Source organism: Wolbachia endosymbiont (group A) of Andrena helvola (genome assembly GCF_964028415.1).
Taxonomy (GTDB): domain Bacteria; phylum Pseudomonadota; class Alphaproteobacteria; order Rickettsiales; family Anaplasmataceae; genus Wolbachia; species Wolbachia pipientis.
This window is the reverse complement of record NZ_OZ034779.1, coordinates 165,509-186,209: the sequence shown is the minus strand read 5'-3', so window position 1 is coordinate 186,209 and position 20,701 is coordinate 165,509. Positions and strand designations below refer to the sequence as shown.

Genomic DNA, 20,701 nt, shown 5'->3' with positions numbered 1-20,701 from the left:
TGCAAACTTTAATATTGTAATATTTTACTTTTTAGTCCATTTATATTTGTGGGTAATAGTAAGGAATGACACCGTCTTGGATGGAAACCAGTGTCAGCTACTTTCATGACACCATCACAAGGTGAAACTGGATCCCAGTGGGCTTTGTTGCATCGCTCAAGTGAAAAGAACTGGCAGTTACTGACAAAATTCATTATAAATAGCCATTTAACTGTTGAAGAAAAAATATGCCACAAAAAATGAGAGTCAGTAACTGCCATGAATATAACAAATTTCTCCAAGAAAGAGGAAGCATTTTTTGTTATATCAATGACGCCATAGAAAATTGGTACGAGAATTGTCCAAAAATGCAGGGCGGCAACTATATTTATAGTGATAAAGTTGTGATTTTGGTGCATATAATCGTCAGTTTCTTTAGAATTGGTTTAAGACAAACAGTCGGGTTTATAAAAGGGTATTTGCAACAAATAGGAAGAGATTTGGCAGTTATCAGCTATTCACAAGCATCAAGAAGGTTTAAGAAACTTAATATTAAGATAAATGATTGCAGAATTGATAAAAATAATATGGAAGATATCGAAATTGCTATAGACAGTACAGGAATTAGTATATACAACAACACACAGCAAGGAAAATAGCACTGACAGAAAATATCGTGGCTATGAGCAAACGAGAAAATTGCACGTAATGTTGAATATAAACAACAAAAAAGCCATAGCTGTAAAATACAGTAACGGTGTCTACTCTGATCACTATGGAGCTTGTGATTTGCTAAAAGAAGTTGATTTTCAGCATGCCATAAAAGCACTATATGCAGATAGAGCATGTGATAGGCACAAGTTTTATAAGTTGTGTAACGAATATGATATAAAGACAAAAATTCCACCAATAAACAATGCGGCAGAACATCCAGAAATAGATTATATGTCTGACAGGAATGCTGCTATTAGGTTAATAAAATTATACGGTGAAGATGGCATGAAAGAATGGAAAAAAGAAGTAAATTATGGGAAAAGATCTTATATTGAAGGGTTTTTCTCAAGATTAAAGCAAATATTCGGATTTAGTTTTAGGAATAAATCTGAGATAAATCGAGAAAAAGAACTAAATGCTATTTGCTTAATAAATTCACTGATATTGGTATGGCTAAATTTGAGATAGTTACATGAATTTACCATAAATCACCATCTCATAAAGTGTGATGCAACAAAGCCATCCCAGTGTCAGCTACTTGGATGACAAGAAAGGGAGCACTGGAATGACAGGAGAAGGGGGGCTACTACCGTCATAAAGGAACCAGTGTCAGTTACTCGGATGATACCTTTTTCTACTTAATTTGGGTTATGCAAGAAGTCTATTCGCGGTATAGATTCCGCTAACACGTAGCGGGATGACGGTTGTCGGTAAATCTAAGTCAGTTTAGCTATATGCTTTTAATTCCCCCAAAAGGAGAATTAAATATGTGAAGTTCTAGTTGATATGACTTAATGAATGGTTAGTTTAAATTACTAATTTATTTAAGAGATTTTGATAATATTTAACCCACTCGCTTTTCTATTTTCCATATCACGATGTGCTTGAATTATTTCATCAAATTTATATTTTTTATTGATCCGTACAGTTAAAAGTTTTTTTCTTATCATCTCGAAGATTTCCATTGTGGTAAGCACTAATGTGAATCTATCATGCTTATAATGGTATATTGAGGTTCCAGTTGCAAATAACGAACGTGAACTAAGTAAAGAAAAACTAATAGGAGCGTTACCTGATATCTGCCCATAGGAAACGTATATGCCGAACCTGCCTAAAGATTCAAAAGAAAGCTTGCTTGTAGCGTAACCTATAGGGTCATACACTGCACCTACTCCTCTGTTTTGCGTAATCTCCATAACTTTAGAAACGAAGTCTTTATCATTGTAGTTTATTGCGTATGTGCAGCCACTTTGTAAAGCTATCTTCATTTTTTCATCAGAGCTTACAGAACCTATCACTACACCTTTTTTATCCTTTGCCCATTGGCATATTATTTGTCCTAAACCACCATTAGCCCCATGAACTAGCACGAAAGCACCAGGCCTAACTTTATAAGATTGATTAACTAAATAGTGAGCTGTCATACCTTTAAACAGCACTGCAGCAGCAACTTCATCAGATATGTCATCTGGAATTTTTATCAGATATTTCTGGTGTATAATGCGCTTTTCACAATATGCCCCTGGAGGAGCTGTGCAATATCCAACTCTGTCTCCAACCTTCAATCCATCACTGATTTTTTTACCAAGCTTTTCAATAACTCCCACTGCTTCTACCCCAAGCACTGATGGTAAATTTTTAATTTTGCGCGTACCTTTTCTGTGCTCTAAATCATAACGATTTAAGCCGATAGTTGTGTGACGTACTAAAACTTCCTCGCCTTTTGGCTCACCTATACTCTTATCTACAAATTCTAATACTTCTGGTCCCCCAGTTTTTTTAATTTGTATAGCTCTAACCATGATGAATATTAAGATAAAAACTTTGATTATGTTATCTAACAATTAATATTTTGCAAAGTTATTGTTTTCACAATCAATAGACTTCTTGCGTTACCTCCTGTCATTCCAGTGTCAGCTACTTGGATGACACCCTATTGATTACTGAAATGACACGGTTTGCAAACATTCTGTTACTTAAGCTTAAAGAACGTGTATGATAGTGTTATTTCGCCCAAATCTTTTGTATTACTATCAAGCATTATCTCAGGATCTATATAGAAAGATACGGGCATAGCTGCTTTTTGTTTTGGTAGCAACATTTGCTCTTCAAAACAAAAGCATGCAACTTTATTGAAATACTTACCTGCTTTGAAAGGCGTAACATTATACACCGCCATACCAAATGAAGGCTGATCAGATAGATTTTTTGCGTAATAAAACGCTAAACTTTGTTCTCCTATGTTTACGTCAACGTAGTTAGTTTCTGATTTAAACTCCCAAGGTAGATCGGACATTATATCAGCATTGAAATGGACCCTGATCTTTTGGTTAGTTATATTTGTTGTTGTGTTAGTTACTTTTCTTATTGTGCCACCATACCCAGTAGCTTTACAGAAAATGCTATATAGAGGTACCGATGCATATGCAAGACATATCATCGACACAACTAAAGATACTAAAAAGAAAACTATAGAATTCTTACTGCCTTTCCTTAAAAAGGAAAACATCTAATCCCTATTGTTGAACAAGTTAAGTAACCTGAGTAGATTGAGAAATATATTAATAAAGTCAAAATAAAGATTAGTTGCACCGAGTATTGCCAATTTAGTAGTAGCAACTTCTGATCCGTCATTATGTTTATAATAAACGTCCTTGATTCTTTGAGCATCATACGCAGTCATTAAGGTAAAGACTATTACTGATATGAACGATATTGCAAAGTGGAGAGGACTACTTCCAAGAAATAAATTTACTATAGACGCAATGATTAACCCCCAAACTCCCATAATCAAGAAAGAGCCCATACTTGTAAGATCTCTTTTTGTAGTATTGCCATATAAAGCCATAGAGCCAAACATGATTGATGTAATGAAAAACGCCCTTGCTATATTTTCTGCAGTATAAACTATAAAAACATAAGATAAGGAAAGCCCCATTAACACTGAGAACGAGAAAAATATAGTAACGGCAGACTGAGCACTTAGGTGTTGAATTCTATAAGACATGTAGAACACCAATGCAACCGGAGATAACATTACCACAAGCGATAGAACGGGATTAGAATAAATTACTTGAAAAAGACCAGAAAATACTGTTAAAAATGCAACAAGCCCTGTGACGCCCAAAGCTAAAGCCATGTAATTATATACTTTAGTTAGGTAACTTCTAAGCCCAGCACTATAATAAACGCCTTGAGAGCGAATATCCTGTTCATTTCTCATATAAGACATAATATAACTCCTTTTATCCATTACTTAACACATTATAATATAAAACCATATTTTTATCAAGTGTTTTTATTATAAACAGCTATGCGCTGGCATTTGTTTTAATATAAATAGAATATAGGCCTATTGCTGCTGCGTTTGAAACATTTAAACTGTTAATTGCATTTGACATTGGGATTTTTAAAAGATAATCACAATTTTCTTTAACTAACCTCCGCATTCCTTTCTCTTCAGAACCAAAAATAATTACTCTTTTTTTCTCAAAACTCTTTATTTCATCTATATTTTCTTTAGCATTGCAATCAAACCCGTAACACCAGTAGCCGACCTTTTTTAAATACTGCATAGTTTTTACTATATTTGTAACGTATATTAGCGGAACAATATCTAAAGCCCCACTTGCTGCTTTTGCAATAGATGCATTTTCACTCGGTGAATGGTTATGTGGTAAAACCAATGCGTCGACATTAAAACAAGCTGAAGTTCTTAAAATTGATCCAATATTGTGCGTGTCAGTGACTTGATCTAAAATGACTATAGTAGAACTGTCGTTTGAGCTTTCAGCTACTTCTTCGATGCTTAAGTTATAAAGAATAGGGGCAACATTTAAAGCAATTCCTTGATGGTTAGCACCTTTGGGTAAAACGTCATTAAGTATTTTGTTTTCTACTAATCGAACTTTAATGCCCTTACTATTTGCATATTGCTTAATTTCTTTTTCGTGTTCTCTATAGAAATTTTCTGTTACTAACAGTTCTATACACCGCCTATTTTTATTCTTCAGTGCTGACATGCAGGTGTGCTTTCCATACAGCCAAAAATTCTCATTAGTTTTTGACGATTTCATCGTATTATTGAAAATCTGGTTTTTATAGAATAAGCAACATTTTACTATGTTTAGATATTGTTGTAAAATTATACAATTCGATTAATGCGTTTATGTCGGACGATGAGTTGGATTGGCAAAAAAATGTTAAGCCAATAGAATGTAGAAAAGTTACTTTGAAAGTTGATCATAAAGTAAATATAAAGTCTATGGTTGATAAAGGTACCTCCGACTTACAAGGGAATTTTCTTAATACCAATAATGGTAACTCATCATTTTGTCTTGACTACAACACAAAATCAAAGATTGATAGGGGTAAATATTTTATAAGCGATAAGCTCGATTTGCATGGCTATAATATAGAGGATGCTTACTGTAAATTGATAGATTTTATTATCAAAAATTATCGAGCAGGAAATAGATGTTTATTGGTAATTACGGGATACGGCAGTGCAACAAATAAAACAGACACTATAAAGAATAACTTAAATAAGTGGTTAAATGATACTAAAATCCAGTATATGGTTCTATACTACCAACAAGCTACGAAAAAACATGGTGGTAAAGGGGCTTTTTATGTTTTATTAAGAAGGAATAAAAACCTTGAGTCCTGATACTTAAAATTCCTTTTAAGCCTTAATTTTTCTTGTATAACCATACAGTGTTCGGCAGCGCGTGACGCACAACTGTGCGAACATTGTGATTTGGGTCTACCAGGAAGGATGTCTCCCAGTACCTCTTTTCCCGTCATCCCGCTACGTGTTAGCGGGATCTCATTTCACTTTATGAGGGTGTCATCCGAGTAGCCCCTTTCTCGTCATCCCGCTACGTGTTAGCGGGATCTCATTTCACTTTATGAGGGTGTCATCCGAATCATACGCGTCAAGTTAAGGAAATAAAGGTATGAAAGAGATAGAATAATAAGGTATAAGTTCTCCCAGATATACTTTTAGTGAGAGAACCAATGAATAAAATAACTTGCTTATCAAAAAAGCTCAAAGAATTTTTTAATGAAAAAGCAGAGAAAATCTCAATTACAACAAGGTTTATAAAAAGAAAGAGAAAGCTAAAAGGTTCATCATTCGTAAAAGCCATGGTCTTGGGTAATATAGGAGTTGATAATTGTAGCGTAGAAACAATGTGTCAATTACTAAACGAGGACTCGATAGATATAACAAAACAAGGTTTGGATTTTAGATTTACTGAAGAAGCAGTGGAATTTATGAAAAGGATGTATAATGAATCTGTGATTCTCTTTAAAAATATCTTGCAAGTTGATTGCAAAATCTTACAGCAATTTAATAGTGTTAAATTATTGGACAGTAGCTATATTACTCTACCTAACAGTATGGAAGAGATGTATAAAGGTTATGGTACTAGCTACAGTGGCTATGAAAGCAATATTAAGTCTGGAATAAAGTTACAATTAGTTTTCGACTACATGAATCAGATAATAGACCAACTTAATTTAACGGAGGGGGTAAGATCAGACCAGGGATATAGGAAACATTTAAGTAATATATTAAGCAATGATTTGCTAATATCTGATCTCGGTTATTTTGTGCCAAGTTCTTTTAAACAAATCAATGAAATAGGAGCTTATTTCATAAGTCGTTATAAATCCGATACCAACATATATGATGTAGAAACAAATCAAAAAATGGAGTTATTAGAATGTTTAGAGGATAAGTTATTTTTAGAAAACGAGGTATTGTTAGGAAAAGAAGCAAAAATTAGAGTAAGAATTATATGTCAGAAACTAACTGAAGAACAGTCTATGGCCAGAAGAAGGAAAGCTAATAGATTAGCAAGATCGCAGGGATATACATCCTCTAAAAGAAATCAAAAATTGTTGAACTGGTCAATATTTATAACTAATGTTCCAGAAAATAAAATTAGTGCTGAGCAAGTATTAACGATTTACAGAGTAAGGTGGCAAATTGAGTTATTATTTAAATTGTATAAAAGCCATATCAGGCTTGATAAGCTAAAAGGAAAGCCATGCAGAGTATTATGTGAACTATATGCTAAATTGTGCGCAATTCTTATATTTCACGGCATAGTTGGTTGCACAGAAGTGAAAAAGAATACAGAACTTAGCTTAACAAAGGCATTTATTGAGCTAAAAAGGCGGGTTAGAGAGTTATTTTTAGTATTAACCAAAATTAATAGTTTAAAAGCATTTCTTAAAAAACTCACTATAACTTGGTCGCGATTTTCATTAAAAGACAAACGTAGAAGGGCTAGAGTATCCACTTTAACCTCTCTAAATTTGCTCACAATCTCTTAACTTGACGCGTATGGTCATCCGAATAGCTTGACTACTTGGATCCAGATTGGATACTGAGTTGGTGAGTATAAAAGTATAGCTTCTACGTCATACCGCCGCGGTATCTCAGCCGCTAACAAGTAGCGGGGTGACGAGTTACTATACCGCTGCGAACCGTCATACCGCGATTTATTCCATAGCTGTACGAACATTCATTTTTGAAGGTAAACTGCACAGCAAATGGTGTCATTCCAGTGCTTGACACTGGAATCCAGCCGGCTTTGTTGCATCGCTAGCTATGATGGATTAAAGATAAAAAAGGTGGAGAATATCAGTAGCTTATTATTCTGGTATTTATAACAAGAACGGTCAGTGAATACCTAAATTTGAGTAAAAGAAATTTCACTACCACTCACTAATCCGGCTAAAATTCAAGAATTTCAATGCTTTAGCTATTTTCAATAGAATTAAATTTATTAATATAAATAACAAGTTACTATTCTTAAATTTGATCAGATTGATTGCAAAAAAAACAAGATTTTCAATAAGTTGCTTATAATCCTAATTATAGTTAGCCTTTCATAAGTAGCGATGCAACAAAGCCATTCCAGCGTCACGCGCTGCCATGTGATATACAATTTCCTTCGAATTACAACGTACGTGCGCTCTATATGCACTTGATTGACAAATGCTCTCTTATCAAAATCTCAAGAATCTGCACTATATTTAATGCTGCGCCTTTGCGCAGGTTGTCAGCCACTATCCACATATTTAATCCGTGCTCAACAGTATTGTCTCTTCTAATACGCGATACATATACAGCATTCTCCTGTACAACATCAATTTGAGTTATGTATTCACTATCTTCACGCCTGTTGTACACTAAAACTCCACTATCTTCGGCTTCACTTAGCACTTCACGAGCTTGTTCTTCAGTGATATGTTGATCAAATTCCACATTTACTGCCATAGCGTGACCGATAAAGACGGGTACCCTTACACAAGTTGCAGTAACTTTTATATCTTCCTCTAAAATTTTTTTTGTCTCCTCTTGCATTTTCCATTCCTCTTCTGTAGAGCCATTTTCCATGAATTCTCCTACATGGGGAATGCAATTGAATGCTATTTGCTTAGAGAATATCTTGGGTTTTTTAGCTTCGTTCATAAAGATTTTTTTTGTCTGGTCATAGAGCTCATCCATTGCTGCTTTGCCTGCACCAGAAGTTGATTGATAAGTTGAAGCAACGATTCTCTTTATTTTTGCTTTTTGGTGTAATAGATGTAGTACTAGCAGCATCTGTATTGTAGTACAGTTTGGATTGGATATTATGTTGTGGTTTTTATATTCCATAATTTTTTCTTTATTAATCTCTGGAATAATGAGTGGCACACCCTCTTTCATTCTAAAATGGGAACTGTTATCTATCACGATGCATCCAGCCTGTGTTGCAATTGGTACATACTCTTCAGAAACATGAGATCCAGCACAGAAAATGGCTACATTAGTTCCAACGAAGTCATAATCCTCAAGGCATAAAACTGTTAACTCTTTGTCACCAAAGCTCACCTTCTTCCCTTCTGATTTTTTCGATGCAAGTGCAATAACGCAATCTATCGCCTCATCTTGAAATTCAGCAAGCGTGCTTAATACCTCACGCCCTACTCTTCCGGTTGCTCCAATAACAGCAATTTTGTATCTCATATAGATGAACCTCTAATTTTAAAGTTCTATTATATTTTTACTGACAAAATTTACAATTGTTTTAATATTTTTACCTTGCAATTAATTGTAATTTAGCTATTATTATGCAATATTAGTAATATTACATAATGAAATGAAAGATGAGTAAGGAATACGATGAAACTAAGGTTAAACCTGCAATGTCTACACCTCAAGGGCCTGAAGGAACCAATGGATCAAAGGCCATAAGTGTTGAAAGTATCAAAAATAACGTGATATGAGATGATCAACGGCATGTAAATTACCTCCCGACAGTAAAACAATCGAACGTATAAAAGAGTCATTTAGATCCAATGTGAATTGCAGTAATGCTATTTTGAACCCATGTAGATTATTTTTGATTTTATAAACAAGAAATAACAAAGCCGTAATAATAATCATGTAAATATACACCTTCATGCCATTCATAGTATGGCTTAAAAAGTGCTTATATCCAAGATTTTGCTTTATAAATTTAAAGAACACTTCTATATCCCATCTGCGCCTATATAGCTCTGTTACTTCATAAGCTGGCATTTCAAACAAGTTTGTCAAAAACCATATTTCATCTCCAATTTTATTTCTGATTTTTATTAGCCGTAGATCATGCTTTTCTGCCACTTTACCTCGTGCACGATAAAGATTAACTATTATATCTTCTAAAATCTCTGATCCATCCGATTTTTGTTCTCTTATAACTTTGTTCCTGCTTATAACATCATGTTTTCTTCCTACTTTAACTCTTGTGATAAATTTGTACTCCTTTTCATCAAATTCGGCAAAAGTTCCAACTTTTCTGATTCCTCTATCAAATAATAAAATATCCTCTTTTTCAACTTTAGCTTCATTAATTGCTCTCACTAATGCTATATCTTCACTACTTTCTTCTTGTCCTTTACAAAATCTTATACTTGTCGGCAATTGATCCTTTAATCCTACACTCACTTTAACTTGACTGTCGTTACTTTTACCGCCTATTTTTAGCCCATCTTTTATGAGATATCCCGATAAATTTATGATCGTCGAATCAAACTTATGTAAGTTATTTGATGTTTTTTGGGGTAATAGCTTTTTAATCTTGCTCATCAAATCAATGTATACTCCCTTAAAATATTCTGGATTTATAACTTTTAACCTTTTTGACAAACCACTGTATGTTACTGTACTTTTATCGCTATTCTTATCCATTATACACCTGTTTATTACCATTTCTAGCACTCTTAGGCTTGTTTTTTGCCCCATTAATATTAACTTCATTAGACCTTTAAATATAATCTTGCCCAACAATTTAGTATTACATTTATCTACTTCACTTAATTTTCCTAGCCTTTCTAAATCCTCATCTTTTATTAAATTTAGTACTCTTTCTATTTGATCCATTATTGCCTCCATTTTCTTGCAATAATAGTTCTTTATGTCTTTTTTGTGTTACTTTCAACACTTATGGATCAAAGGCCCAAAGTGTTCTTTCGAATAAAAGAAAGCCTACAATAAATTTTGATGATAAAAAGTATGGTGTAAAAACCTCTAAAATAGACCAACAGTCTCTAAACAAAAGACAAGAATCTTCAAAGCTAAGAGATCTCTTAAGGTCAATACCAATAATAAGGAGATTTTTAGCAAGGATTTTCACACCTGAAAAAATAGAAATCATCAGTAACCCTATATATGACAACATGGAAGCATATAAAAAATCGCAGGAAGATTACCCTAGTAAGATAAAAGATGAAACTAGTATAGATGATGAACACACAAAAGAAGTAGATAGTAAACTTGAGAAGGGTAATGTTGAACAAGTGGACAACAAGAAAAGTCGTAGTTCATAAATATCAATCATTTAAAAATTATCTCTAGTTATAACATTGTATCTGTTCAGATGCATGGCTCATGTACAAATATTGAAACAAAAATTCCAGTGCTCCTTTCTCGTCATCCCAGTGCGTGACACTTGTATCTTTATGATGTGAGGCATTAGAGCTAAAATACCTCACAGGGAGGGTGAAGCTGATGCGACACTAATGCCATTAAGCCAGATTTTGCTTCCCTCCCATAGAGTTAAAGACTGAACAGTATCTTTTGGAATTATATCCCGTATTACAAGGTTAGTCTAAACTCTCAGTTTATTTATAGTCTTGGAGGCAATTTTATGCAAGTAAATGCTATTTTGGGTGTGGATATTTCAAAAAAGAAATTTGATGTTTGTTTGTTAGTGGACAGTAAAAAACGACACAAAGTCTTTCAAAATAATCAAGATGGTTTTGCAAAACTTGTAGTTTGGTGCAATGGCCATGGAGCAAATCTTACTCATTTATGTCTTGAAGCAACTAGTTGGTATGGAGAAGATTTGGCTACTTTTATGCACGATTTAGGACATAATGTCAGTATAGTAAACCCAGAAAGCTTTTGGCAAAAGTGAGCTGCTCAGAAATAAGACAGATAAATCAGATGCAGCTATGATAGCTAGATTTTGTATCGCCAACAAACCTGCTCTTTGGAAGCCCATTGCACCTGAAATGAGGCATTTGAGGGAGCTTTACCGTTGCATGCAATCGCTAAAAGATGATAAGGTGCAACAGACAAATCGCTTGGAAAACAAAAATATGCATTCCAGTTGCAAAGAAGCTATATCTAAAGTAATTTTGGCAATAGAGGAGCAAATTATTGTTCTCGAAAAAGAAATTAATGAGCATATAAATAACTATCCACATCTAAAAAATATGGTGGAAAACCTTAAGACTATAAAAGGTATAGGATATCTTACTGCTGTTGCTGTTGTCGCAGAAATGCCATCAGTTGATAACTTTGACAATGCTAAACAATTTACAGCTTTTGCTGCCAGGACATTATCAATCGGGATCGTCAGTAAGTAAGAGAAGTTGCATATGCAAAATAGGATCTGAGCGTATTCGAAAAGCTCTTTATATGCCAGCTATAGTAGTCAAAAACCATAATAATCATTTTCAAAAGTTTTGTCAGCGTCTAGCAAGTAAAGGCAAATGTCCAAAAGTCATAGTTCTTGCGTTAATGCGAAAATTAATGCATGTCTTTTTTGGTATTCTTAAAAATAATCAACCATTTAATTGTAATTTTGTTGGATAATTTGTTTGACAGCAGAGACAGTATCTGGGATCCAGATTGGGCACTAAGTTGGTAAACACGAAAGCGATTAATCCTTTACAACGTTTTTGATGGAACTGCGCGAAAGAACTGGATGCCAGTGTCACGCACTGGCATGACACCCATTTCTTCCTATAGTTGTCTTTTCTCGTCTACCTTATTTTGCCACTCTGCTGAACAGATACATAACATTTGCTATACAGAAACTCTGCGATACCAAAATAAATAAAGAGGTACGCCACTTGCAGTGAATAAGCTTGCGATCAGCAAGGTATTCACAGAAGTTTCAAATATTACCCAGCAGCAAAAGGTTGTTGCTATACTGCCAATTAAAAATTTGTAACAACTCTTTTCTTGCACAATAACTTTGAGAAAAGCAAGACTGCATGCAAGGTAAACAAATAAAAATGAAACTACAGAAAAGTCGATAATTGATGTGATCTGCTTAGCAAAATTGTTGCTTGAAGTGAGGATTAGTAAAGTTGCAGTTCCAACTGAGCTAGTTGTTATGCCCCAGAAAGGAGAACCGTGCTTGTTTCTTTGAGCAAAAAACTGTGGCATCAGTTTATCTTTTGCAAGGCCAAGGGCCACTTGTCCACTAGCTAGTACCCAAGCGTTTAAAGTACCAACACAAAAAATGAACGCAGTTATAGAAATAATCAAGTGCCAATTGCCAGAGGCCATAATTTTTATTGCGTCAACATATGGTGCTCTTGAACTTGCTAAATCATTGCCATTTATTAATCCCATAATTGCAAGATTGTTGATAAAATACACAACAGCAACAGAGATTGTTCCAAGTACCACAGCTCTTGGTATTGTTCTAGCTGGATTATCAACTGACCCTGCAGGTGCTGTTGCCAATTCAACTCCAATAAAACCCCATAGAGTAATAAGTGTAGAACGGGCAAGAATCTGCGATGTTGTAAGATTTGATATTTCTTCACTTATGATGAAGTTATTTCTATCAAAAAAAAACAATGCTGCTATAGGTATTACAAGCAATACAGAAATTTTTATCACCGTCAATAAAAACTCAACACGTCCAGCAGTAGCTACTCCTCTAAAATTTATTAGTGTAATAATTGTAAGTAATAACATCTCTAAAAACAGATGTACGTTTTGAATATCTTCATGGAAAAATGGTGTAAGATAACCAACACCCACAACTATTACGGCTGTTGTGCTAACCCATGAGATCACCCAATACGTCCAACCAACAAAAAAAGCTGCAGCAGGGCCAAAAGCATGCTTTACATAGACGTGAGGGCCACCCGTTTCCGGAAATTTTGCGCAGAGTGAGGCAAAAACTAAAGCAAGAGATATAGCACCAAGCCCTGATATTATCCAGCTTATAAGGCTATACATGCCATATGGAGCAAGGCTAATTGGAAGCATAAAAATTCCAGAGCCAATTTGGCTGCTAATCACTAAGGCAAAAATAGCCCAAAAACCTATTTTATTTGACACAATAATTCTTATCTAAATAGATTAACAATATACCCTAAACTCAGAAATTTCAATTGATCTTTTAACATAAAAACTTGCATTTTTTTCAATTTATTCCTAAAATAGATTATATTAACAGATTATTAAGAGGGGGTTATGAATCCGAGATTAAAAGCATTTTTGGTTGTTTGTAGTATTATTGCATTTTTGATTGCACTTTTGTTTCTCGTGTATTATTTAAATCTTCTTGTTAACTATATCCTTGACCCGATTCTAGTTCGTCCCTTTGAAAGATTATACAAAAACTTAATTGTTGATGGTCTTTATGCCTATTTATCTACAAGCACTTCTAGCCCTGCACTAGCATTTTTGGCTACAGGTTTTATTGTTATTGCTGCGTTTATTTGCCTGAATAAAATGCTTCTTCCCTTGCAAGAGAAGATCATAAACAACTATACCTCCTTTAAAAACAACAATATTGATAGCAATAGCATGTTGTTTGAGGTTTATAAAGATCCAACAATAAAATTAAAGGACAAAATCTTATTCTTCAGTATACACTTGATATATTACCTACAGCTTCCATTTTTGTATATTGCATCAAAGGTATCAGCTCTACGTGGGTTTCTTATATTTAATTTTGGTTTATTATTGTTAAATTATGCACTGCTAATTCCAGTAGCACTTCTTGAGTTAATAAAATATCCATCAGTAAAACTCTTTTCACCTTTGGGTTTGAATGTAAAGCAGCTAAGCTTTTTGTTCAATGTAAGTGATGTGGGTACTAGTAGTCAGAGCGTTCATACTAGAAGTTTTCAGCAAAGCGTTATTGAATGTGCCAAAAAATTAAAGGAAGAACATGGTACGCCGTTAAATGAGTTGGATGAAGAGTTTAAAAGTTATATAAGCGGTTTAGAGGTTGTCCGGAAACTAGTAAATTCAAGCATATTCCCTCTTTAACATAACCCTACTCATAGCTAGGTATATGAAATTCTCAGTGGATGTTGTGAGTAAATCATACTCCTTCGATAGCCTTCTATTCCTATTAACCCAAGCAAAAGTCCTTTCTACAACCCATCTTCTTGGCTGTACTTTAAACCCTTGTTCTCTTGTTGGTAGTAGCTCAGGTGGCGTATCTTTGTGCACCCAAAATCTACATGGAGGCCTTTTAACAATTTCAATATCTATGTCATATTCTTCCTTTATGTGATTCTTTAAATTTCTTCCTTGGTATCCCATGTCAGCCCACATTTTTTTAACTTTAGTATATTTTGTTCTCATATTGTTTAATGCTATTTTAATACCATCTCTATCATTTTCGTTAGCAGCGCCTACGTAACAACCTAGTATAAAACCCTGAGTGTCTGTAATTATATGCCTTTTTCTACCCTTTACTTTTTTACTTCCATCATAGCCTTTGATCCCCCCTTTTCTGTAGTCTTTACAGATTGACTATCTACTATACAGGCACTCGGCTGCTCATTCCTTCCTATTTTTCTTCTACTATATTTTGTAATTTCATAATTCATTTTCTCAAAAATTCCCTGCTTCTTCCATTGCCTGAACTGCTCATACACAGTCTTCCATAGCGGAAAATCATTTGGTAAATACCGCCATTGACACCCTGTACGCAATACATAGAAAATTGCTTCTAATATTTCTCTTTTGCTATACTTTGGCGGCCTTCCTCCTTTCTTGTATGATACTCTGAAGTGTTTTTCTATTCTTGCCCATTCCCTTTCGCTTAGATCTGTTGGATACTTTTTTCTCATCTTTACCCCGTACTAAAATTTCAGATATTATAGCCTTTTACTTGTTTCCGGACAACCTCTTAACAAGTCAGCAAAAACGAATGATAGAACCTTATCTAAGATTGGATGGTTATGAAACTGGGGAGTGGGTAAATTGGGCAGATTCACAAACCGGATTGACATTGACACAGGCTATAAATTTAGTTTTAATTGCGGCAAGAAAGCAAAATGCAGATATAGAATTATTGAAGTCTATATTACTGGTTCGCTTTGAGGAAAGTAATCGCCAATGTGGTCCTGGAATGCTCAACCGTATCATTTATGCATTAAGTGGTCTTAAAGCGGAAAATAATTTTGCAGCTCAACTAGAGCCTCAGCCAATAGGAAAGTTGGCTAGTGATGCTACTAAAAGATTTCTTGAGAAATATGTGGATAAGCACTACCATAAAATAAAAGTTTTGAAAGAAAATTTTGATAATTTGTATTCACCAAGTTCTGGGGTGGATTTGAGCAGCGTGAGTGATGAAGTAAAGGATGGCATTTCTTATACAAGAGATGCTATAAAAGAATTTGTGTTTAAGGAATTATATGTAAAGTTTTATAACGACTATGGAGAACATATTCGGAGAGGGCAAATAAAACAAAGGCTAAGAGAATTAATAACAGATGAAGTCATAGATGCAGCAATATCTTATAAGATAGACGAGATAGAAATTCCTGCAGAACCACTTACTTATCTTGAAAGAGTAAAAACATTTTTTGGAGGTCATGCAAGGTCTTCTGCTGCTTAGTGGTTTAGTTCGTGCTATATAGCTAAACTGACTTAGATTTACTGACAATTTTAAAACAACAAATTCGTCATTCCGCTACTAGTTAGCGGAATCTATACCGCGAATGAATCCATAGCTGTACGAACATTGTGATTTGAGAGCAATTTCCACAAGGGAGGGTGTCATTCCAGTGCTTGGCACTGGAATCCAGCCTTTATTATGCAGCCACTTGGTTGAAATTAAGTCTTCTGGATCCCAGTGTCTAGGCACTGGGATGACACCATTTGCTGTGCAATTTACCTTCAAAAATGAATGTTCGTACAGCTATGGAATGAATCGTGGTATGACGCGTTAGCTATAGCTTTGTCTTCCCTTTTCTGAATGGCTTGCAAGCTGCTATCTCTACAAAAACTATATTTTTCTTCAGAAGAGAGTTATATTGTAACTATGGACAAAATAATCATAAAAAAATTTGGTGGGACTTCGCTAACTGATTTAAACCGAGTTGCAAATTTGATAAAAAACGATATTGAGAAAGGTTGTAATGTAATCGTTGTTGTATCTGCTGTTGCAGGATTTACTGACCAAATGGTTTTTCAGGCTAGGCAAATCTCAAATTTAAGTTATAGACAAGAGTTATCAGAGTATGACGTTATGCTTTCAGCAGGAGAACAAATCTCTTGCGGTCTATTAGCTATCACTCTCCAATCGATCGGAGTTAATGCTAAATCGTGGCTTGCCTGGCAGTTACCAATTATAACTGATGATTTTTATTCTGAGTCTAAAATAAAAACAATAAAGATTGAACGTGTGAAAAGATCTTTTGCTGAGGGTTATACTGCTGCGATCATTGCTGGTTTTCAGGGTATAAATGATGATAGAATCACTACTTTTGGAAGAGGAGGCTCTGATATATCAGCAGTTGCCTTCGCGGTAGCCTTTGGTGTTAGAACTTGCGAAATTTTTACTGATATTGATGGAATATATACAGCAGACCCGAGAATTGTTCCAAAGGCACGCAAGCTCAAATTTATCTCTTACGATGAAATGTTGGAAATGTCGTCATCTGGTGCTAAAATACTGCATAATCGTTCAGTACAACTTGCAATGAAACATAACATTAAAGTGCAAGTGCTATCCACTTTTAAGGAAGTAGAAGGCACCACAGTGCTACACAAAAGGGATGTACTAGAGAGATACTTAATTACTGGAATAACTTATAGCACTAATGAAGCTCTTGTAACTTTCACTAACCTTGCAAATAACTTGCGTACTTTAAGAGATATAGCAGGAGCAAACGTTAAAATTGATATGATACATGGGTCAAGTTTTGTTATCTCCAAATTTGATATTGATTTAATGGAAAAGTTACTGAATAAGAATGAAAATTATGCTATAAACGATAATGTAGCTAAAATTTCAATAATTGGTATTGGTGTTATGTCTAACACTGAAGTGATGCACCGCACACTCAAGGTTTTAAGCGAAAAAAAGATAGAAATACTTGCTATCACAACATCTGAAATCAAAATCAGTATAATTGTTCAAAAAGAATGCGCTGTAGCTTTAGTCAAAGATTTACATACTGAGTATGAGCTTGATATGCAGCACTAGGATAGGCTTGACGTCCAGTTGTCTAAGAGTATGTCTTAAAAAGGAATGAGGAAAAAAATATGATAGTGTAAGTAAAAAATAGGAGGGAAAATTGTATCCAAGTGATATAAGTGATAAGGAATGGGAAATTTTGGAGCCACATGTTGCACAAGGAAAGATAGGGAGGCCAAGAAAGCACAATATCAGAACAATTATTAATGCAATAAGGTATATAATGAGAGGTGGTTGTCAATGGAGAATGCTGCCGAAAGATTTTCCTCCATGGAAGACGGTGTATGACTATTTTCTCAGGTGACGTAGTAATGGCAAATTGGAAAAAATACATAATATGCTAGTAAAAGAGGTAAGAAAAATGTTTGGTAAAAATGAAACACCTTCAGTAGGAATAATTGACAGTCAATCAGTAAAAACCACTCAAAAAGAGGATCCAGAGGATATGATGCTGAAAAAAAATAAAGGGTAGAAAACGTCATATTGTTGTAGATACAGTGGGCTTAATTATTGCGGCTGATGTTCATAGTGCAAGTGTTCAAGATCGTGATGGTGCTCTAAATCTTTTCACTCAAGCTAAATACAATGCTCCAACTTTACGTAAGTTTTTTGCTGATCAAGGATACATAGCAAAACCGCTGTTTATTGGAGACAGGATACGATTACCAAGAAAGCTGTTGATGTTACAGGATTTTTCGACAATCTGGACCACAATTTAGCACTGCAGGCTATCAAGAAGCACACAGACTGCAAATGGGTCATACTGTATGTTGAAAGGTGGATGAAATCCCCTATTCAGCAAGCAGATGGCAGTAAGGTAGTTAGGGAAAAAAGGAGTTCCGCAAGGAGGTTCAATAAGCCCAATCATTTCAAACATATTTATGCACCATGCATTTGATATATGGATGAAACAAAATCACCCAACAGTACCATTTGAAAGATATGTGGATGATGCGATAGTGCACTGCAGAACTAAAAGACAGGCAGAATTTATGCGAGCAGCAATTGAAGAAAGATTGGCACAATGTAAGCTAAAATTGCAACCTGATACCAATGCCATTCCAAAACTCCATCATTATACTGCCTTAGTATAACCTTCTCACTTCTATTGTCTATTTGTTTGTTATGTAATAGAAATTGGTATGAGATTGAAGAATTAAGTGTGAACGGTTACAGAATTTTTGCCAGGAGAAACATATAGTTAAAGTAATTCAGATTTGTAAGATATGTTTATCTGCAATTATAGCTTCAACAGTAGGCAATGTTGCTTTTAATTACCTCAACATTTTCTCTTGGCAATTCTTTAATGAACCGAGAAGTGCGCATCAGTTGCCACTGGTTGTTAATTTCCCTCCTATCTGCACATGAAATGATTAACCTTTCTTTGGCTCTGGTTATGCCAACATATGCGAGTCTCCTTTCTTCTTCTAAAGCTTTACCACTTTTGTCATCAAAAGATCTTTGATGAGGAAATAATCCCTCTTCCCAACCAGGTAGAAACACGCACGGGAATTCAAGTCCTTTGGCTGCATGAAGAGTCATAACATATACGGTGTCATCGTTATTCATATTATCCACTTCCATCACCAGACTTATATGCTCCAAGAAAGTTGTGGCATTATCGAAATTTTTTAAAGATGAGATGAGCTCTTTAACATTTTCTATTCGTGCTAAGCCTGTTACCTCCTCATTTTCAAGCATTTCAATATATCCTGATTGGTTTGCTACGATTTTAACGAATTCATGCAGTGGTTTTACGCTTACTATTTCTTCCCAAGCTTTAATTTTATTTAAAAAATCGTTGAGTGAGAGTTTAATTCTTTCGGTTACCTGATTACTATTAACTAATATTTTTGCTGCCTCAAAAAAAGAAATTTTGTTATCCTGAGCAGTCGTGTATATTTTCTTTAGAGTTGTAGCTCCTATGCTTCTTTTTGGCCGATTTACTATCCTTTCGAAAGCTAAGTCATCGTTATTGTTTGTAACAAGTCTTAAATATGCAATTATATCCCTGACTTCCTGACGTTCGTAGAATTTTACGCCACTTATAATCTTGTAGGGAATTGAATATTTTATAAAATACTCTTCCAGAACTCTAGTTTGAAAAGTGGCCCTTACCAGCACTGCAATGTCACTAAATCTGTATTTATTGAGCTTTAATATCTGTTCGCTTATGAACCTTGCTTCAGCTTTCCCATCCCATAATTTTATTAGATTTACCTTTTCCCCTTCAATGTTTGTTGTCCACAATTTTTTTTCTAAGCGAGTCTTATTGTGATTGATAACATATGACGCAGTTGCAAGTATGTGGGATGTTGACCTGTAGTTACACTCTAGTTTAACGGTTTTTGCATTTTTAAAATCATCAGAAAACTTCAAAATATTTTCAACTTCTGCACCACGCCAACTATATATCGACTGGTCATCATCTCCTACACAGCAAATATTTGAGTGCTCTTTTGCAAGGTATTTTAGCCAAAGATATTGTATCGCATTTGTATCTTGATATTCATCTACCATAACATATTTAAACTTGTTTTGGTAGTAGGACAGAACTTCGGTCTTTTGATTAAAGAGCTGTATGTTATATAGCAATAAGTCACCAAAATCGACAGAATTAAGGAATTTCAACCTTTCCTGATACTGGTGATAGACTTTGAGTGCAGTTACATATACTGGCCTAAATGATTGAATATCTTCCACTTCAGATGGCAATAAGCACTTCTCTTTCCATTGCTGAATAATATTCATAATGGTCTTACATTTTTCTGATAGGTAATCAGGATTTATTTCATTGATAATATTTTTTATTACCTGTAATTGGTCATCCACACCAATGATTGTAAAATTGGGGTTTAAGCCCACAATTTCTGCGTGCAGGCGCAAGATTTTTGCTGCAATTGCATGGAAAGTGCCAAGCCATGGTATGTTTGTGCCCGTTAGCTCAAGTACCCTTGATACCATCTCATTTGCTGCTTTATTTGTAAATGTAACTGCTAATATCTCATCAGAATAAGCGTGACCGTTTCTAATTATGTGTGCTATTCTTGAAGTAATCGTTCTTGTTTTTCCCGTCCCGGCTCCTGCCAGTATCAAAACTGGTCCATCTATGTTAGTTACAGCTGATTGTTGTTCTGGATTTAGCAGTGAGAGATAATCGTTCATCGTAGCCCTATAGATTATAACTTCGTAAAGTTAAACCTATGATTGAAATATTGTAAAGGTTTTATTGAATAGAACAGTTAAAGAATGCTTCACTCAAGTACTACATA

General features: G+C 34.7%; 22 protein-coding genes and 2 pseudogenes. 15 read left to right on the top strand and 9 right to left on the bottom strand.

Going from position 1 to position 20,701, the window contains the following annotated elements; translation table 11 throughout:
* Positions 1–105 precede the first annotated feature (105 nt).
* Genes ABWU73_RS01025 through ABWU73_RS01015 form a run of 3 tightly spaced genes read left to right on the top strand, consistent with a single transcriptional unit; the run spans position 106 to position 1,161 of the window.
* Positions 106–243 (top strand): hypothetical protein, encoded by a 138-nt coding sequence (locus ABWU73_RS01025; protein WP_209452472.1) that lies wholly within the window; start codon positions 106–108, stop codon positions 241–243.
* Complete coding sequence (locus ABWU73_RS01020) at positions 228–638, top strand: transposase (protein ID WP_151807722.1); 411 nt, start codon at positions 228–230, stop codon at positions 636–638. The genes ABWU73_RS01025 and ABWU73_RS01020 overlap by 16 nt, the downstream gene beginning before the upstream one ends.
* 49 nt (positions 639–687) lie before the next feature.
* Positions 688–1,161 carry a transposase gene (locus ABWU73_RS01015; protein ID WP_250296353.1) on the top strand — a complete coding sequence of 158 codons (474 nt, stop codon included), beginning with the start codon at positions 688–690 and terminating at the stop codon, positions 1,159–1,161.
* 356 nt (positions 1,162–1,517) lie between these two features.
* On the opposite strand, the gene ABWU73_RS01010 is transcribed toward ABWU73_RS01015, so the two are convergent.
* The 4 genes from ABWU73_RS01010 to rlmB form a co-directional block, all read right to left on the bottom strand.
* Positions 1,518–2,495: a quinone oxidoreductase family protein gene (locus tag ABWU73_RS01010; protein ID WP_038199239.1), complete on the bottom strand. Its 978-nt coding sequence runs from the start codon at positions 2,493–2,495 to the stop codon at positions 1,518–1,520.
* Positions 2,496–2,665: 170 nt separating this feature from the next.
* Positions 2,666–3,202: a cytochrome c oxidase assembly protein gene (locus tag ABWU73_RS01005; protein WP_010082343.1), complete on the bottom strand. Its 537-nt coding sequence runs from the start codon at positions 3,200–3,202 to the stop codon at positions 2,666–2,668.
* Positions 3,203–3,925, bottom strand: coding sequence for a Bax inhibitor-1/YccA family protein (locus ABWU73_RS01000; RefSeq protein WP_010962942.1), 723 nt, complete (start codon positions 3,923–3,925; stop codon positions 3,203–3,205). It abuts the gene before it with no gap.
* Between the two features lie 79 nt (positions 3,926–4,004).
* Positions 4,005–4,769, bottom strand: coding sequence for a 23S rRNA (guanosine(2251)-2'-O)-methyltransferase RlmB (gene rlmB, locus ABWU73_RS00995; protein WP_038199241.1), 765 nt, complete (start codon positions 4,767–4,769; stop codon positions 4,005–4,007).
* 92 nt (positions 4,770–4,861) lie between these two features.
* Here rlmB and ABWU73_RS00990 point away from each other — a divergent pair, with 92 nt between their 5' ends.
* Positions 4,862–5,362 (top strand): Smr/MutS family protein, encoded by a 501-nt coding sequence (locus ABWU73_RS00990; protein WP_264329445.1) that lies wholly within the window; start codon positions 4,862–4,864, stop codon positions 5,360–5,362.
* Positions 5,363–5,712: 350 nt separating this feature from the next.
* Positions 5,713–7,038, top strand: a complete 1,326-nt coding sequence (locus ABWU73_RS00985; protein WP_341810265.1) for an IS4 family transposase — start codon at positions 5,713–5,715, stop codon at positions 7,036–7,038.
* 646 nt (positions 7,039–7,684) lie between these two features.
* Here ABWU73_RS00985 and ABWU73_RS00980 read toward each other — a convergent pair.
* Both ABWU73_RS00980 and ABWU73_RS00975 read right to left on the bottom strand, forming a co-directional pair.
* Entirely contained in the window at positions 7,685–8,719 is a 1,035-nt protein-coding gene (locus tag ABWU73_RS00980) for an aspartate-semialdehyde dehydrogenase (RefSeq protein ID WP_010962945.1), read from the bottom strand.
* A 240-nt stretch (positions 8,720–8,959) separates the two neighbouring features.
* On the bottom strand, positions 8,960–10,129 hold the full coding sequence (locus ABWU73_RS00975; protein ID WP_264329432.1) for an IS4 family transposase: 1,170 nt from the start codon (positions 10,127–10,129) through the stop codon (positions 8,960–8,962).
* Here ABWU73_RS00975 and ABWU73_RS00970 point away from each other — a divergent pair.
* Complete coding sequence (locus ABWU73_RS00970) at positions 10,120–10,563, top strand: hypothetical protein (RefSeq protein ID WP_265017768.1); 444 nt, start codon at positions 10,120–10,122, stop codon at positions 10,561–10,563. The two genes, ABWU73_RS00975 and ABWU73_RS00970, sit on opposite strands and share 10 nt — an antisense overlap.
* A 320-nt stretch (positions 10,564–10,883) precedes the next feature.
* Positions 10,884–11,836, top strand: a pseudogene (locus ABWU73_RS00965) (IS110 family transposase).
* Between the two features lie 213 nt (positions 11,837–12,049).
* On the opposite strand, the gene ABWU73_RS00960 reads toward ABWU73_RS00965, so the two are convergent.
* Positions 12,050–13,324 carry an APC family permease gene (locus ABWU73_RS00960; protein WP_010082345.1) on the bottom strand — a complete coding sequence of 425 codons (1,275 nt, stop codon included), beginning with the start codon at positions 13,322–13,324 and terminating at the stop codon, positions 12,050–12,052.
* Positions 13,325–13,459: 135 nt separating this feature from the next.
* Between ABWU73_RS00960 and ABWU73_RS00955 the strand changes: the two genes are divergently transcribed.
* A complete protein-coding gene (locus ABWU73_RS00955) occupies positions 13,460–14,263 on the top strand; it encodes a hypothetical protein (RefSeq protein ID WP_265017769.1) in 804 nt (267 codons plus the stop codon).
* Here the strand turns inward: ABWU73_RS00955 and ABWU73_RS00950 are convergent.
* Positions 14,243–15,075, bottom strand: a pseudogene (locus ABWU73_RS00950) (IS5 family transposase). The gene ABWU73_RS00955 and the pseudogene ABWU73_RS00950 overlap by 21 nt on opposite strands.
* A gap of 80 nt (positions 15,076–15,155) precedes the next feature.
* On the opposite strand from ABWU73_RS00950, the gene ABWU73_RS00945 reads away from it, so the two are divergent.
* The 7 genes from ABWU73_RS00945 to ABWU73_RS00915 all read left to right on the top strand — a co-directional run bounded on the left by ABWU73_RS00945 (position 15,156) and on the right by ABWU73_RS00915 (position 18,523).
* Positions 15,156–15,845, top strand: coding sequence for a hypothetical protein (locus tag ABWU73_RS00945; RefSeq protein WP_265017770.1), 690 nt, complete (start codon positions 15,156–15,158; stop codon positions 15,843–15,845).
* 133 nt (positions 15,846–15,978) lie between these two features.
* Positions 15,979–16,179 (top strand): hypothetical protein, encoded by a 201-nt coding sequence (locus ABWU73_RS08125; RefSeq protein ID WP_010962949.1) that lies wholly within the window; start codon positions 15,979–15,981, stop codon positions 16,177–16,179.
* Positions 16,180–16,271: 92 nt separating this feature from the next.
* On the top strand, positions 16,272–17,438 hold the full coding sequence (locus ABWU73_RS00935; RefSeq protein ID WP_353285493.1) for an aspartate kinase: 1,167 nt from the start codon (positions 16,272–16,274) through the stop codon (positions 17,436–17,438).
* A 91-nt stretch (positions 17,439–17,529) separates the two neighbouring features.
* Entirely contained in the window at positions 17,530–17,733 is a 204-nt protein-coding gene (locus ABWU73_RS00930) for an IS5 family transposase (protein ID WP_007549940.1), read from the top strand.
* A 15-nt stretch (positions 17,734–17,748) separates the two neighbouring features.
* Complete coding sequence (locus ABWU73_RS00925; RefSeq protein WP_353285492.1) at positions 17,749–17,901, top strand: hypothetical protein; 153 nt, start codon at positions 17,749–17,751, stop codon at positions 17,899–17,901.
* Positions 17,902–17,926: 25 nt separating this feature from the next.
* Positions 17,927–18,148, top strand: coding sequence for a hypothetical protein (locus ABWU73_RS00920; RefSeq protein ID WP_353285491.1), 222 nt, complete (start codon positions 17,927–17,929; stop codon positions 18,146–18,148).
* A 162-nt stretch (positions 18,149–18,310) separates the two neighbouring features.
* On the top strand, positions 18,311–18,523 hold the full coding sequence (locus ABWU73_RS00915; protein WP_065094389.1) for a hypothetical protein: 213 nt from the start codon (positions 18,311–18,313) through the stop codon (positions 18,521–18,523).
* A gap of 154 nt (positions 18,524–18,677) precedes the next feature.
* Here ABWU73_RS00915 and ABWU73_RS00910 read toward each other — a convergent pair whose 3' ends face one another.
* Complete coding sequence (locus ABWU73_RS00910; protein ID WP_264329447.1) at positions 18,678–20,594, bottom strand: ATP-dependent helicase; 1,917 nt, start codon at positions 20,592–20,594, stop codon at positions 18,678–18,680.
* Positions 20,595–20,701: the final 107 nt, after the last annotated feature.